Raw genomic sequence first — 15,804 nt, forward strand, 5'->3', positions numbered from 1 at the left:
CTATTTATTTTCGAGGTAATTACCGTGGCACAAATCGTCATTCTCCCGCATCCCGTCCTGTGTCCTGAAGGCGCCGTCATTGATGCGCCGAAAGGCAAGTCGCTGTGCGACGTGCTGCTCGACAGCGACATCGACATCGAGCACGCCTGTGAAAAATCCTGTGCCTGCACGACTTGCCATATCGTGATTCGCGAAGGCTTTCGCTCACTCGACGAGCCGAGCGAAAAAGAAGAAGACTTGCTCGACATGGCGTGGGGACTCGAAGCCAATTCGCGCTTGTCGTGCCAGGCACTGGTCGGCGACGTCGATCTGGTCATCGAAATCCCGAAATACACGATCAATCAGGTCAGTGAAAATCATTGATTCACTCGTTGATTTACTGATTGATTCACCGTCAAGGAGAAAGCCATGAAATGGACTGACACCATCCGCATTGCTGAAGAGCTGTGCGATAAATATCCTGACATCGACCCGCTAACTGTGAGGTTCACGGACCTGCATCAGTGGGTCTGTGCGCTCGATGGATTCGACGATGAACCGGACCGGTCGGGTGAGAAAATTCTTGAATCGATCCAGATGGCCTGGATCGATGAAAGTCGATAGTGATGTGACGCCGCTGTCGCCGGTGGCTCTTTGTTGACGCCACCAGCGAGTCAGTTGCAGTCATCTGTCAAGACTGCCCGAATGTCCGATGACGCCTTGTTTTTTCAGAGCTGGGCCAAAGCGGGCTGAGGCGCGGACCACGCTTCTGCATCGCATCGGTCAGTAAAAATTCATCGCGAATAACTTAATGCGTCACCAGTTCGTAGATGACTTCTTCGCTCTCGATCAGGTCCAGGAAATCATTGAGTGCATCGTCGTTCTGGGTGCTGGTCCAGGTTTCTTCGGGATCGGCAGCGAACATCGGTTCGATGGCAATATCCAGGAACTGGCCGTCTGGCAGTTTGATGACCTGTCCGCCAGTGGACGTCCGGACCAGTTCCCAGTCTTCGGGGATGGTCATGTCTAGTTTAATGGTGACGGTTAATTTTTTCATGGGAATTCCTCTGGTGGTGGTGTGCTGCGGTGTGTCGATGCAGGCTAGGGGAACGCAAGCAGGATCGATGCGATATCAACTTGCGTAAAAAGACGATGAGGGTAGCAGGAGTCGGCACTCCGGGTGAAATCGCAGAGGAGTGCGTGATCGATGGACTGCTGGACGCCACTGCATTGGAACTACTGTCGTCAGCGTGTCGATGGAGGATGCTCTTTGGCTAGGGTGGTGTCTCGGGTGCATTGATGTGATGCCAGAGGATGACATCGTGTTATGCGCGCCATGTTGTACAACACGACGATGGTAGCGGTCAGGATCGTGTTTTACATCCTCAGCTGTGCGATGGTGTTGCTTGATTCCAGTAGCGACCTCCCTGCAGCACTGATGTTGTTGAAGCCAACATCCAGCTCTGTGATGGTGTTGTTTGCCGCGAGTGCCTGCGCCCCTGCATCGCCGATGAGGTTGTTATCCAGGTCCAGCTGTGTGATGGTGGTGTTTGCTGCAAGTGCCTGCGCCCCTGCATCGCCGATGTGGTTGTTACCCAGGTGCAGCTCTGTGATGGTGGTATTCGCCGCCAGTGCCTGGGCCCCTGCATCGCCGATGCGGTTGAAAAAGACTTGCAGCTCTGTGATGGTGGTGTTTGCCGCCAGTGCCTGCGCTGCTGTATCACCGACGTTGTTGAAACTGACATTCAGATGGGTGATGGTGGTGTTTGTCGCCAGTGCCTGCACCCCTGCATCGCCGATGAAGTTACTGTGCACAGACAGCTGTGTGAGGGTGCGGTTTGTCGCCAGTGCCTGCGCACCTGCGGCACCGATGCGATTGTTGTCTAGCTCCAATTTTGTGATGGTGTTGTTTGCCGCTAGTGCCTGTGCCCCTGCAGCGCCGATGCCGTTGAAATTAACCTTCAGATTGGTAATGGTCTCGTTTGCTGCCAGTGACTGCGCTCCTGCATCGCCGATGTGGTTGCCACTTACATTCAGATCAAACCGGGTCAATAGCCGATTCCCCGCACTCATCGCATTGGTCGCATCCAATACTGCGGCAAAGCTTTCTGGTACCTCACTCGCATCGAGATCGACTGTGCGCAAATGCGTGGCACCGGCAAGGCAATCCAGTAGGATTTGACGCCGATCCGGGGAGGCAATATCAAACAGATCAGCTCCAACATGCGTATTGCGGTCAATCAGTTTATTTACTTGCACCCGGAATTTTGCATCGTTCAACCGGGAGGATCGCGCCAAATTGGTAATGCTGTTACGTGTCATTCGCAAGGCTAGTACCACTTGCTCGGGTTTTCGCATGGTGTTATCACAACACTTGTTCAGTTCTTTGTTCACGCTCCGTAACCGCGTCACATCCTGGATCGATGTAACACCTCCCAAGGCATCTCCTATGATTCTCTCCAAAATGTCAGCCGGTAAGATTGTTGTTAGTGATGTTGGTGAGATTTGCTGAACTGTAATTGCCCTTAAAACAGACACCCTTGCCCTGTATTGGGCAAGAAGGGAAGGGCGAGGGTTACCCGTGCCGCTCTGCAGCTTTGCGCTGATCGCCGCATCGGCTTCACGCGCGCCTTTGGTAGTGAGTGCATTGAGTTCAGGGACGTTCTTCACAAAGGAGGGGCGATGAAATGTAAGGAATGGCATAGTCTGTTTCGCAGTGGATTAACAATGAATCATTGACGCTTGCTGATTATTGGATGGAGTGGCTTTGTCCTATCCCGATACTATTTTTTATCGCAGCAAGTTGATGATGGATAAGTGTTTCGGGGTGACGAAGGTTCCACGTTGACGGCAAAATAATTCCATGCAAAATCAGCCTTCAACGACCCTCTCACGCTACGCCTCCAAGGGTAAGCTGATCCTGCCAAAAGGTCGGGGACTTACCCGGCATCCTGCGTCGATTGATCCACATCAAGGGAATGATGGCTTTGATTTGCTACTTTGGCGCATCGTTTATCGCTATTGGAAACTCATCATGTTGCTGCAATCACGCCATCCGTTTCCCCGTTTCATACTGAAGGGGAAATCCCTGCTACCCATTGTTCAGGGCGGCATGGGAGTCGGTATTTCAGCCCATCGGCTGGCCGGCACCGTCGCCAGCCTCGGTGCGATCGGTACCATTTCCAGTGTTGACTTGCGTCGGCATCACGACGACTTGATGGCACAAAGCGGCAAGTCGCGCGACAAGGAACTGATTAACGCGGTGAACCTGATCGCGCTGGATCGCGAAATCACCGCAGCACGAGCGATCGCCGGTAATGCCGGCATGGTCGCCGTCAATACAATGCGTGCGGTGGCCGATTACGCTGCCCACGTACGCCAGTCATGCGAAAGTGGTGCCGATGCAGTCGTCGTAGGTGCGGGCTTGCCGCTGGACTTGCCCGAGCTGACCGCCGGTTATCCCGATGTCGCCCTTATTCCTATCTTGTCAGACTCACGCGGAATTGCGCTGGTCATCAAAAAATGGATGCGCAAGAATCGTTTGCCGGATGCGATCGTCATCGAAAGCCCGCGCTTCGCAGGTGGGCACCTGGGTGCGATGAGTCTCGATGCCGTCGATGATCCGCATTTTGCTTTTCCGACTGTGCTCGAAGAAACACTGGCATTGTTCAAGCAGCTAGGCATCGAGCGTGAAAAAATTCCATTGATCGTCGCTGGCGGTATCCACAGCCATGAACAGATTGGTGACTTGCTTGCACTGGGTGCGAGTGCCGTACAGCTCGGTACGCCCTTTGCGGTAACGCAGGAGGGCGACGCCCATGCCAACTTCAAAAAAGTTCTGACAGAGGCCAGTGCCGACGACATCGTCACGTTCATGAGCGTGGCAGGTCTGCCGGCTCGGGCAGTGCGCACACCGTGGCTGGAGAATTATCTCGGCAAGGAATCCAGACTGATGGCAAAAGCCAGTCCCAAACAATGCACGGTCGGCTTTGATTGCCTGCATCAATGCGGCCTACGCGATGGCAATGGCAAGGCAGGTCAATTTTGCATCGACACGCAACTGGCATTTGCCATGAACGGCGATGTCAAACGCGGACTGTTTTTTCGTGGTTCGGAAAGCTTGCCGTTCGGTTGCGAGATCCGTTCGGTTCGTGATCTGATGGATTATCTGATGACGGGTCGCTTCCCTGAACTCCGTCAGGCCTTGGGTGCCTGACTCGCCTTGTTAAAGGGACGCATCCTGGATGCCGATGCGCCACTTCCTCAGTCGGTCAATTCGTAAGCCATCACATGCGAAAACCCGCCATCAACATAGATGATTTCACTGGTAATACCGGCCGCCAGATCCGATAGCAGGAATGCTGCCGTATTGCCGACATCCTCGATCGTCACATTGCGTCGCAATGGCGCACCGCGTGCAGCCATGGCGAGCAGTTTGCCAAAATCCTTGATGCCACTGGCCGCCAGCGTCTTGATCGGACCGGCAGAGATGGCATTGACACGGATGCCTTTCGGCCCGAGCGACTCGGCCAGATAGCGCACGCTGGCTTCGAGCGATGCCTTGGCAAGACCCATTGTGTTGTAGTGCGGTGCGATGCGCACGGCACCCAGATAGCTCAGTGTCAGCGCCGCCGCATTCGGTCGCATCATCGGCAGTGCTGCCTTGACCATTGCCGGAAAACTGTACGCAGACACGTCATGGGCGATCTGGAAGGCTTCACGCGACAAGCCCTCAAGAAAGTCGCCGGTGATGGCTTCGCCGGGGGCAAAAGCGATGGCGTGCACCAGCCCGTCCAGTTGATCCCAGTGCTGTGAAAGTTGCTCGAACGTGGCGTTGATCTTTTCGTCGCTGGTGACATCGCAATCAAAGATGAGCTTACTGCCGAACTCCTTGGCGAATTCACCAAGGCGGTCACGAAAGCGTGCTCCAACATAAGTGAACGCCAGTTCTGCGCCTTCGCGATGACATGCCTTTGCAATGCCGTAAGCAATCGAACGGTGGGACAACAGTCCCGTAATCAGGATTTTTTTCCCTTGAAGTGAAGCCATGGTATTGCCTGCTCTGTTGTGGGAAGGAACGGTTTGGCAAGAAATTTGCCGGTGACAGACGACGGCAGATTAGCGAATTACCAGGACGGGCAGCGTTGAATGCGCCAGCACTTTCTGTGTCTCACTACCGAGAAAGAGTTTGTTCAAGCCCTTGCGCCCATGCGACGCCATGATCACGACGTCGCACCCTTGCAGGTTGGCGACATCGATGATTTCTTCGTACGGGCTAAACGATTGACGCACATGTGTTTCGCAGCGCACGTTGGCAGCACTGGCGGCGTCGGCGATTTTCTTGACATTGGATCTGGCAAGTTCCAGCATCTGTTCCTGATAGGCGCTCGCATCAATCGTGATCGCCCCTTCGGACATCGGTGAATAAGGAAACGGTTCGGCAACCGACAGACCAACCAGGCGGGCATCCGTCAACTGGGCAAATTCAATGGCAGTACGGATGGCTTTGTCAGACAGGGCAGAGCCATCAGTGGGGACGAGAATGGTCTTGAACATGATGTTTCCTTTCGGGGGGATGGTGGCGTAGAAGAGGACCAGGTGATGCTAGGGAATGCAGCCCGACAGTTCGTTGATGCAGGTCAAAAATGACCTGGTTATCCAGCGCATTTTCGATTACTCAGGTAATCGACCATAGTACAGGCAAAGTATCTGCCAATTTCTATACCTTCGTGATAGGTAATGAAATTGACAGGTAGTTAGCCACACATTAAAAATGTACTCACTGACTTGAGCAAAGAGATTCAGATTTATATTGCCATGGATGCGCCACTACGGAGTGTGTGTGATTCAATACGGTTGTTTCAGCTTTATTCTAAATTTTTATTAAAGATCTGCTGATGTAATCGATTTCGTAAAATTCGGTATCGGTAAAATAAATGACTTTGTTTGTACTGGATTTTATAAAAGAAATTCAATTAGCGCGCCTCTGCCGCAGAAAGAAAATAATTCATAAGCAAAAAAACAACTACCGATGTTAGTCAGTAGTTGTTTCATTAATACTGGAAAATATATTTAATAAGCGAAAATAATATTAATACAGAGAAATTTTTAAATTAGGTCCTATAGGTTTTAAGTCGGGGATAAGATTGGGTGAGGAGATAAATTGGACAGTAGAGGTGCGCCCAAGAATAATTGCATCACCTAAACTTATCGCGTCAATTCCATTGCTGGGCTCGCCATTGAAGATCCCGTTAGTGATATTGTTGGCAACGATTTGATAGGTCGTGTTCGCAGCCAACTGCACTTTCGTAATCGGCACATAAGTAAATGAACTGTGATCTGATCCAGTTGTGGTTACGCTGGCAGAGGCTCCAGTTACAAGCGTGCCAGATAGACCATCCCCACTAACTTGATAAATATTTACCTGATGCGTGTTGTTCATCCCGTCGTTCAGATAACCGAGATCAGTAACAAAGACACTTTTTGCACCAGTGGTAAAGGTTTTACCAAGAATTAAGCGGGATGTATTCTTCACGAATTGGGGGGGCGAAGCAAATTTCATTGCCTCAACAGGGACTGGATAATCGATCCAGTCGCATGCCGACGTGTAGTTTTGCGTTGATCCGATCTGGTTTCCAGATGCAGAGCTCAACGTACCTTCTGAAACACTAAAGTTGCGGTCGAACTTGAAGACCGGATCGGCGGTGTTTCCGAAAGGGCCACCTGTCGGGTAAGCTGTCCAGTAGACCAGATTTGGTCCGTCCATGAATGAACGCATAGTTTTAGTCTTGCCAAATTCTCCCCACGCGCTTTGAAATTTCACGGCTAATTGAGTGTCATCCTTATTCATATCGAAAAAGCGTGACAGAAATGGCATGCCAAAGACATAGCCAATATCCAAGATATGAAACGTACCCATCTGTTTCAACGAAAAAGGGTATCCGAGACTATAAGCGAACGCTAAGCCCGCACCAGTCGGCTCTTCCGAAACGCCTGGACGATAGGTCATTTGATAGCGGTAGCTAGATCCTTTTTTGGCGGACGCTTTCGCGGTGACCTGAGTGAGCCTGCGGCTGTGGCATGTGAACACGGCGTCGGTAAGCAACGACACTACGGCGTCCCGGACATCGCTGGCATACGTATAGTCGACCTTTCCCGAGTGCATGGGCCTGTACTGTTCCGGCAAGTTTTGGAATGTGGTTTCACCATTCGTGGGCCCGAAAATGGCCTTCAAGATTTCCTTGAAGCCTGCTCCGTCGGCAGCCAAAATATTGACCTTAGCGGCATTCTCGCTGCAATTGCCGACAACATTTTTTGCGACACAGTCGTTCAAAGTTGGCGCGTTGTATGACAGCAATAAACTGTACTCGTCGCGGTTCGAGCCGATAATGGAGGGCCTCACGTCGACAGATGTTGGCCCATTGTTCAGAATGTCCACTGGTTGTGCAGTCAGCAGTTTGCCGTCTATCGGCGGCGCGACAACGGAAATACCTAAACCCACAGGTGTTGAGTCTACCGATATGCCTGAATTTGAATAGGCGGCACCGATGATGCCGGGGGAGAGCGCGCGCAATGCAGCAATGTCCATTTTCCCTGAGTAACCGCAAGCTCCCCACGGTTTATGTATCAAAAGGCCGTCATATTTATCTTGTCCACTCTTGACGCCAGTCGGGCATGGAGCCTGGAGTACTTTAACGAGCGCTGCGCCGATCTTCTGCTGATCATCAAGCGTGGGCCATCTTGGCTTGCCCTGGGCATCGAACGGAGGGATAGCGAGTTCATCCTTGAAAACTGCCGTGTTGTATGCAGAGCTCTGGCGGGACAAAACTCCTGACTGGCTAGTCGTCCAGAAGACGGGCAGACTGTAGCCGCTTTGCTGAATCGTCTGCTTGAAGAGCCCTCTAGCAAGAGGAGACGCGTTAAGTATGCTCGTATCCAGGGCACCTGCAGATTCACCGAAGAGCGTGACGTTACCGGGATCACCGCCAAATTGGGCGATGTTGTCTTGCACCCATTTGAGCGCCATGATTTGGTCCAGATTTCCGTATGTTCCCGAAGTTCTTTCATCTACCTCATTGGTCAGCTCAGTATGGGCGAGAAAGCCAAACGGACCAAGACGGTAATTGATGGTTACGACCACAGCATCGCCGACTGTTTTCATAAAAGGAGGTGAATATTCCGAATCCGGTGTCTTCGGCGTCGGATTATATATGTCGGTCATTGCGGTGCCAGTCTTGTTGCTACCGCCGTGGATCCAGACAAAAACTGGTTTATTGGTCGTTGTATTCGTATGGAAGTTGGTATAAACGTTTAAATACAAGCAATTTTCGCTGAAAACAGTCGTATGCCAAACGACTCCAAGAACGACCTTCGGGACCGACAACGGTAATATTAGTGCGTTACCAGACTTCTCGACAGCTCCTTCTGCGGACATGCATTTGGGAACTACTCCCGGCCCGAGGCCTGTTGGGTCGAACAACACATTGCTCGGATTACCAGGGTCAGACGACCAGCCCATGTTTTGTTTCCAGGCCACGGGAGCTTGCCAGCGTAGGTTGCCTATCGGCGGCAACGCGTACGGGATCGCTACGAAGTGCGTAATACCCATTGAGTCTGGATCGGATCCGGTCGCTCTGTATCCGTTGGGTAGGTCGATAACCGGGTTCGTATTTGAGGTCGATGTCTTGAAGGAAGGCGAGGACGAAGGCGAGGACGATGGCGAGGACGAAGGCGAGGACGAAGGTGAGGACGAAGGCGAGGACGAAGGCGAGGATGAGGGCGAGGACGAGGGCGAGAGCGCGGTAACAACGTAAGTTGTTACAGTACCTACAATACTCTTAATCTTATTTGTAAAAACACCCGCATAGGCGATGCCAAAAAATACACACAGGCTAGCGATGAAAACCAGTAATCCAATTTTGAGGCTTTTGTGTATTGATGCGAACTGTCCAGTCCGCGAGACTTTCAACTGAGATTCGCTTTCGAATTGGGTTTTCATCTTTATCTCCATGAGGTAGATAACGTGAATCGATTTTAATAACGCCTCGCGCGGTATCAGGAGGTATTTCAGCAATACCTTGACAGTTCTTCAAACTATTTACTTATGGAAGAGCAACTTATAATTCTAAGGAAACTCTTCTATGTGGTGTCGAACGGGCATATGGTTCCATCGGATTTCGGTCAAACGTGATTTATTTCAGGACCGAGGCGACGCTGGCGTAGCGCAAATTTAAAAAGGGGCCAATGCTGGCGTTGCTGCACGTCAAAGTTGAGAACAACAGTGCCCCAATCCCTGCGTATTTATGTCTTCATTGGCGAGTAGATAGTTTCATACTAAAAATACACTCACTGACTTGGCCAAGGCGACTCAAATTTATATTGCCATGGACGAGCCACTACCAAGGTGTAGATTCGATACGGCTGCGGCGGCTTTATTCAAGATTTTCACTAAAGCAGAAAAACATTAACTTACCAATAAAAAAACAACTACTGATGTTAGTCAGTAGTTGTTTTACCAATGCTGAAAAATACTTTTTATTAGCGATAATGATATTAATCTTGAAGAATTTTGAAATTAGGCCCTACATTTCCTTCATTATTTATTGAATTGGGGTCTATTTTAAAATCGGGAGTAGAGGTGGAGGTAGAGGTCAGGGTGGCACTAATAGCGGCACCATAAATAATCCCGTTAATGCCAGTTATAGTTGCTTGGGTTAGACGCCCGTCACTGTGGTCGTTGGCAACGATTTGATAGGTAGTGTTCGCAGCCAACGTTACTCGCGGAATTGGCACATAAGTAAATGATGCTTTATCGGACCCAGTTGTGGTTACCATGGCAAAGGCTCCAGCTACAGGAGTACCAGATACACCATCCGCATTGACTTGATAAATAAGTACCGGATGAGCGTAGTTCATCCCGTCGTTCAGATAACCGAGCTTAACGACATCGATACTTTTTGCTCCAGTGGTAAAGGTATAACCAATACTACGGGAAACCATACTGGTTCTAAAATTGCCTCCCGAAACACTCAGCGCCTCAACAGGTGGTGGATCGATCCAGTCACATGCCGACGACAACCAATATTTTGGATCTGATCCGATCTGGTTTCCAGACGCAGAACTCAACGTACCTTCTGAAACACTGAACGTACTGTCGAACTTGAATACCGGATCGCCCCCCCCGCCAAGACCACTTATCGGGTACGGTTTCCATATGACTGATTGCCAGGCGTTCGAAGAGACGCCGGATACAGGCATGCTCCCCGATTGGCCAAACATTCTCCATGCGGTTTGAAATGCTTTGGCTAAATCAGTATCCTTGTTGTTCATAACGAATAACTGTGACAGCAATGGCATGCCAAAGACATAGCCAACATCCAAAGCATGAAACGCACCCATCTGGTTCAACGAATTAGGGTATCCGAGATAAGAAGCGAATAGCTTCCCCGGCTCAGTCGGCGCATTCTGATTACCTGGAGTGCCTGGACGATAAGTCAATTGATAACGGTAGCTAGATCCTTTTCCGGCGGACGCTTTCGCGGTGACCTGAGTGAGCCTGCGGCTGTGGCATGTGAACACAGCGTCGGTGAGCAGCGACACTACGGCGTCCCGAACATCGCTGGCATACGTATAGTCGACACGTCCATTGTGCTTGGGCGTGTACTGGGGCGGCAAGGAAGAAAATGCCTTCTCACCATTCGCATTCCCGAAAATGGCCTTAAGAATTTCCTTGAAGCCCGATCCGTCGGCACTCAAAAGATTGACGCCAGCGGCATTCCCGCTGCAATCACGGACAGCATTATTTTTGACACAGTCGATGATAGAGGGAGCGTAAGGTTCAAGCAATGAAGTGTACTCGTCGCGGTTCGAGCCGATAGTCGAGGGTCTTGCGTCGACAGTTGCAGGCGAATTGTTCAGCACTTCCACTGGTTGCGCAGTCAGCAGTTGGCCGTCTATCGGTGGTGCGACTATAGCAATACCTAAACCAACAGGTTTAAATCTAGGCAGGATGCCGGTATCAGATATCGATATGCCCGAATTTAAATAGGCAGCGCTGATAATACCGGCGGGGAGATTACGCAATTCACCAATGCCCATGATCGTCGGGTAACCGCAAGCCCCCCAGTATCTGGAGAGAATGCCTGGTTCTCGTCCACTCACTGTCCCTCGTGGGCATGATTTATTGAGTACGACAGCGAGTCCAGATCCAATTTTCCCCTGATCATCAAGCGTGGGCCACCTTGGCTTGCCTCGGTCATCGAACGGATTGATAGCGCGTTCCCCCGTGAAAATATCCGTGTTGAATGCAGAGCCCTTGCTGGACAAAACGCGTGCCAGGTTAAGCGTCCAGAAGACGGGCAGGTTGTAGCCGCTTTGTTGAATTGTCTGTTTGAAGAGCCCTGCAGCAAGAGGGGATGCGTTAAGAATGCTCGTGTCCAGGGCACCCGCAGATTCACCAAAAATCGTGACGTTGCCGGGATCACCGCCAAATTGGGAAATGTTGTCATGCACCCATTGGAGCGCCATGATTTGATCCAGGTTACCGTATGTTCCAGAAGTTCTAGCTTCCCTGGTCAGTTCGGGATGGCCGAGAAAGCCGAACGCACCAAGACGGTAATTAATGGTCACGACCACGGTATCACCCACGGCATCACCCACTGTTTCCATAAAAGGCGGCACCGTGGACCGACCATCTAACTTCGGAGTCGGATTGTAGAGCCCGGTCATTGCGGTACCATTCTTGTTGCCACCTCCGTGGATCCAGACAAAAACGGGTGCTTTGGGTGACGTTTGGCTCGGCTTTTTGGCATAAACGTTCAAATACAGGCAATTTTCGCTAGAAACAGTAATGCGGGGCAATAATGCACCTGGGACAAACAACGGCGTTGTAGGAAGGACATGGTCACCCTCGCTATCCCCGTTTGCTTGCATGCATTGGGGGACTTGTCTGTTCCCCAGGAATGCTGGGTCGAACGTCGGAGACGCCGGATCACCCGGGTTAGACCGAGTGCCCGAGTTGTTTGCCCATGGCTTGGGAGCAACCCATCGCAGCTTGCCTATCGGCGGCATCGCGTACGGGATCGCCACGAAGTGAGTAATACCGAGGGGGTCCGGTTCAGACCCGGTCGCTATGTATTTGTTATTGGTGTTGGTGTTGGTGTTGGGGTTGGGGTTGTCGCTGCCAAGACTGACGACCCAGGAAGTTCCCGCATCGGCAGTGCAAGAAATTACACCCAGACAAGCAATGAAAACCAGTAATCCACTCTTCAGGCTTTTGTCTATTGACGCGGACTGCCCCGTCCGCGAGATTATCAACTGGGATTCGTTTTTGAATTGAGTTTTCATCTTTATCTCCATGTGGTAGATAAGGTAAATCGATGTCAATAACGTCGCGCGCGGTATTAGGTAGTATTTCGGCAATGCCTTAGTGATGCTTTGAGCCATTTGCTCAATACAGAGTAACTTATAATTTAAAATAAAATATTACTTGTGGTGCAAAGCGGACATATAGTGCCGTCGGATTTCGATAAAACGGGATTTATTTTTAGGCTGGAACGGTGCGGGAGCGCCACAACTTTGAAAAGAGGCTAATGTTGGCATTGGTGAATTTCAGTTCAGAGACCGCCCACTCATTGACCTTGCCAAAGAGACTCAGATTTATATTGCCATGGACGCGCCACTAAAAAGATGTGGGATATAATATGGCTGTAGCAGTTTTATTATGAATTTTTTTAATGCAGAGAAACAATAACTTACCAACCAAAAAAACAATTACTGACGTTAGCCAGTAATTGTTTTTTAATGCTGAACAATATATTTAATTATCGAAAATAATATTACTATTGGGAGATTTTGAAATTGGGCCCTATATTGCCTACATTGTTAGGAGAATAAGTATTCGCATTAAAATCAGGAGTATCGGTGTAAGCCCTATAGGTTGCAACACCATAAATAATGCCGTTAAATACCGTGTTAACAGCGTTCCTGAGGAACCCGTTACCGTTGTTGTTGGCAACGATTTGATAGGTGGTATTCGCAGCTAATGTCACTGGTGCAATTGAAACGTAGGTAAAAGTATTCGTATTCAAGCCGCTGGTTGTTACATTGGCAGATGCGCCTGGAACCATGACACCAGTTGCCTGATTATAGATTTTTACCTGATGGGTATTGTTCATCCCATCATTGACATAACCGAGTGATGATACGACCAGACTTTGCGGTCCCGTCGTGAAGGTATAACCAAGACTGTAATGGGTTGGATTTATGTCATAGGTGCCGCCAGAATAACTGAGAGCAGCGCCGGGGACTTTGATTCTGAAATTTGGCCCGATATTTCCAATGTTATTTACTGAATATGTAGAGGTATTGAAATCAGGCTTATCTGTGTTTGCGGTATATGTCGAAGTGCCATACCGAATACCGTTAAAGACGGCATTGGTTGCGTTTATCAGAAACCCGTTTCCATTATTGTTTGCCACAATTTGATAGGTCGTATTTGGAGATAATGTCACAGGAGTAATGGGCACATAGGTGAACGTTGTTGTGTCTGATCCTGTTGTTATCACACTGGCATAAGCGCCTGCGACCGCTGTTCCGGTGCCACTACCAGCACCATCCGGACTTGTGATTACCTTGTAGATTTGCACTTGATGGGTATTGTTTTTACCATCATTCAAATACCCGAGTTCGGACACAACCACACCTTGGTCGCCAGTGGTAAAAGTATAACCAAGACTGAAATGCTGGCTATTTACCTGAAAGCTACCGCCGGAATAACTGACCGCTGGGCCTGTTGTCGGTGCAGCAGAATTACGTGTAAGACCCTCGTACCACACTGCTGCCATTTTTTGAAATCCAGCAGCGGTTGGATGTATTCCATCGCTGGTTTCCGTCGCTGGATCGAATGCATCATGTTGATTAACCATGACAATGTTTTTTCCTGCTGTCTGGTACGCGCTGACAATTTTAGAAATAGCCAAGTTGTATGCTTGGGCTCTATTGTCAGCGTCAATACGCGATGGATCATTTCTTTTGATTGGGGTGATTTGTGCAAGCACAACCATTATCTGAGGTTTAGCATCGAAGATTTTATCGAGCAAGGCTTTCATACGGGATGCCGCATTGGATGCATAATCTCCACCGGTAGGATTGTACGGTTGAAGTGCGTCGTTGGTACCTAACATCAGTAAAATCACATCAGGGTTCCAGTTTGCCAAGGTGGTTTCGATTGGCAATGCCGCATGTCCTTCAAGAGGATTGTTAGACATACCATCGGCTATTTGATCGATACGATACGATCCATAACCCTCATGATTTGCCTGGAATGGAAGATTGCCATTAATCAAATAGTCTTGATATGCGCTGATTTTATTTACATAGGTTCCGGAATATGTGCCGAAATTAATCAATGGATGGCTAATTGCGAAGGCTGGATCTTCCTGAAACTTGTCGCTGCTGAGATTCCACATTACAGTTTGATCCGCCTCCGTATAGGGGAAGCTACTATTTCCTTTATGATCCTCCTTGCCAACAAACGTATAACTGTATCCATTGTCATTCAACATTTTCTGCAAAGGTGCGCGATAACCACCCCATCCGGCGAATTTACCCTCTGTGATGGAATCCCCAATCGGCATGATTTTGTAATTTACGCCTTTTTGGATCGGGGCGGCCCAACTTGTTGAAAGACTTAACATCAAGATGAAAGTGAGCAAGAAAAATAAACTCGTATGAGCGTTAATTACATTGCTTGAAAAAGATCGCTTCACACATAATGATTTCGATGACTTATCTATATGAGAAGCAATGAAATAGTCTTTTTCAAAAAATGTGTTCTGTTCAATCTTCGACATATTTGTCCCCAGTTAAGTGAATGCTATTCAGCTTGAACAGAAAATACATGGTTGCGTAGCGATTGCTACTATCTCTTAAGAGTAGAGGGTGCTTTTAAATTTGCTAGATTGCACAGACCATGTATTTTGTTACAGATTTTGTCCTACACCATGACCTTGCCGGGAACGGATGTAAAAGTGGTGGAGGAATGTGCGCTCTCCAGGCGAAAAAAAAACGGCAAATCTGCCGTTTTTTGGGTGCTGCGCTAATCGACTATGGCATCAGTTCCGCGATGTCAGCGAGCCATTGACGACACGTACTTCGTCACCCGCGCGCCAGTTGGTCGCGTTGTCGCTTGGGAAAGTCTGTAACTGGCCGTCATCCATGCGTACCCGAACCTGGTAGCTGGTTGCGACGCTTGAGCGCCTTTCAACTTCGTTTCCGGCATAACCGCCACCAACGGCACCGGCGACGGTAGCTAGCGTCCGACCATTCCCGCCGCCAACCTGGTTGCCGAGCAAGCCGCCAAGAACGGCACCGACGCCAACGCCGACGCCACTAGGCCGTGCGGTCGACTGGATCGTCTTGACCGATTCGACGCGGCCGCAGTTGTAGCATTGTGCGGCAGCTTGCTGCGGATAATTTTCTTGGGCAGGGCGGGAGGAGTGCCCGGACTGGCTGGAATGTTTGACAGGCTCTTGCGGACTATATTTTTGGTTATTTTCGGAAACCAGTGATGGCGCTGGTTCCGTTGCGGTCTTGTAGGTCTCGGCAGACTGGTCTGCCTTGGAGTTTGGTAGCAGGCCAGTAATCGCTGCGACGCCAACCAGACTGACGAGTATTACTGCGGCAGCGGCAGCAGCAATGAGCGGATGGATACGACCTGACATGTTCTTTTTCATGATTTCTCCTGTGAATACGGACGACCTTGCTGCAGTCGGTGGGGCGAGTATGGTCGTAGAGGGCAGATCAGGCCAGCTAGTTCCTGTGTCA

Annotated in this window: 12 protein-coding genes; 4 read left to right on the top strand and 8 right to left on the bottom strand. The window is 49.9% G+C overall.

Translation table 11 applies throughout. From position 1 onward, the window contains the following. The first annotated feature begins 24 nt into the window (after positions 1-24). Together fdx and iscX are read left to right on the top strand one after the other, a co-directional pair. Positions 25-363 carry an ISC system 2Fe-2S type ferredoxin gene (gene fdx, locus QN370_RS03830; protein WP_322125846.1) on the top strand — a complete coding sequence of 113 codons (339 nt, stop codon included), beginning with the start codon at positions 25-27 and terminating at the stop codon, positions 361-363. A 45-nt stretch (positions 364-408) separates the two neighbouring features. Then, the gene (gene iscX / locus QN370_RS03835) at positions 409-603 is read left to right on the top strand and encodes a Fe-S cluster assembly protein IscX (RefSeq protein WP_322125847.1); all 195 of its coding nucleotides are present in this window, start codon (positions 409-411) and stop codon (positions 601-603) included. Positions 604-787: 184 nt separating this feature from the next. Here iscX and QN370_RS03840 read toward each other — a convergent pair whose 3' ends face one another. Further along, the gene (locus QN370_RS03840; RefSeq protein ID WP_322125848.1) at positions 788-1,036 is read right to left on the bottom strand and encodes a hypothetical protein; all 249 of its coding nucleotides are present in this window, start codon (positions 1,034-1,036) and stop codon (positions 788-790) included. A gap of 320 nt (positions 1,037-1,356) precedes the next feature. Next, complete coding sequence (locus QN370_RS03845; protein ID WP_322125849.1) at positions 1,357-2,682, bottom strand: hypothetical protein; 1,326 nt, start codon at positions 2,680-2,682, stop codon at positions 1,357-1,359. Positions 2,683-3,013: 331 nt separating this feature from the next. Between QN370_RS03845 and QN370_RS03850 the strand changes: the two genes are divergently transcribed. Further along, the gene (locus QN370_RS03850; protein WP_322125874.1) at positions 3,014-4,195 is read left to right on the top strand and encodes a nitronate monooxygenase family protein; all 1,182 of its coding nucleotides are present in this window, start codon (positions 3,014-3,016) and stop codon (positions 4,193-4,195) included. A 47-nt stretch (positions 4,196-4,242) separates the two neighbouring features. Here QN370_RS03850 and fabI read toward each other — a convergent pair whose 3' ends face one another. The 3 genes from fabI to QN370_RS03865 form a co-directional block, all read right to left on the bottom strand. Continuing rightward, on the bottom strand, positions 4,243-5,028 hold the full coding sequence (fabI, locus tag QN370_RS03855; protein WP_322125850.1) for an enoyl-ACP reductase FabI: 786 nt from the start codon (positions 5,026-5,028) through the stop codon (positions 4,243-4,245). A 69-nt stretch (positions 5,029-5,097) separates the two neighbouring features. Further along, entirely contained in the window at positions 5,098-5,535 is a 438-nt protein-coding gene (locus QN370_RS03860; RefSeq protein WP_322125851.1) for a universal stress protein, read from the bottom strand. A gap of 535 nt (positions 5,536-6,070) precedes the next feature. Continuing rightward, positions 6,071-8,587 carry a carboxylesterase family protein gene (locus QN370_RS03865; RefSeq protein ID WP_323581670.1) on the bottom strand — a complete coding sequence of 839 codons (2,517 nt, stop codon included), beginning with the start codon at positions 8,585-8,587 and terminating at the stop codon, positions 6,071-6,073. Between the two features lie 76 nt (positions 8,588-8,663). On the opposite strand from QN370_RS03865, the gene QN370_RS03870 reads away from it, so the two are divergent. Then, a complete protein-coding gene (locus QN370_RS03870) occupies positions 8,664-8,792 on the top strand; it encodes a hypothetical protein (protein ID WP_323581671.1) in 129 nt (42 codons plus the stop codon). 739 nt (positions 8,793-9,531) lie between these two features. Here the strand turns inward: QN370_RS03870 and QN370_RS03875 are convergent. The 3 genes from QN370_RS03875 to QN370_RS03885 all read right to left on the bottom strand — a co-directional run bounded on the left by QN370_RS03875 (position 9,532) and on the right by QN370_RS03885 (position 15,713). Further along, entirely contained in the window at positions 9,532-12,324 is a 2,793-nt protein-coding gene (locus QN370_RS03875; protein WP_323581672.1) for a carboxylesterase family protein, read from the bottom strand. Positions 12,325-12,818: 494 nt separating this feature from the next. Continuing rightward, the gene (locus QN370_RS03880; RefSeq protein ID WP_323581673.1) at positions 12,819-14,831 is read right to left on the bottom strand and encodes an SGNH/GDSL hydrolase family protein; all 2,013 of its coding nucleotides are present in this window, start codon (positions 14,829-14,831) and stop codon (positions 12,819-12,821) included. A 261-nt stretch (positions 14,832-15,092) separates the two neighbouring features. Further along, positions 15,093-15,713 (bottom strand): glycine zipper 2TM domain-containing protein, encoded by a 621-nt coding sequence (locus QN370_RS03885; RefSeq protein WP_322127254.1) that lies wholly within the window; start codon positions 15,711-15,713, stop codon positions 15,093-15,095. Positions 15,714-15,804: the final 91 nt, after the last annotated feature.

Origin of the sequence: Actimicrobium sp. CCI2.3, assembly GCF_035019065.1 — a bacterium.
GTDB lineage: Bacteria > Pseudomonadota > Gammaproteobacteria > Burkholderiales > Burkholderiaceae_D > Actimicrobium.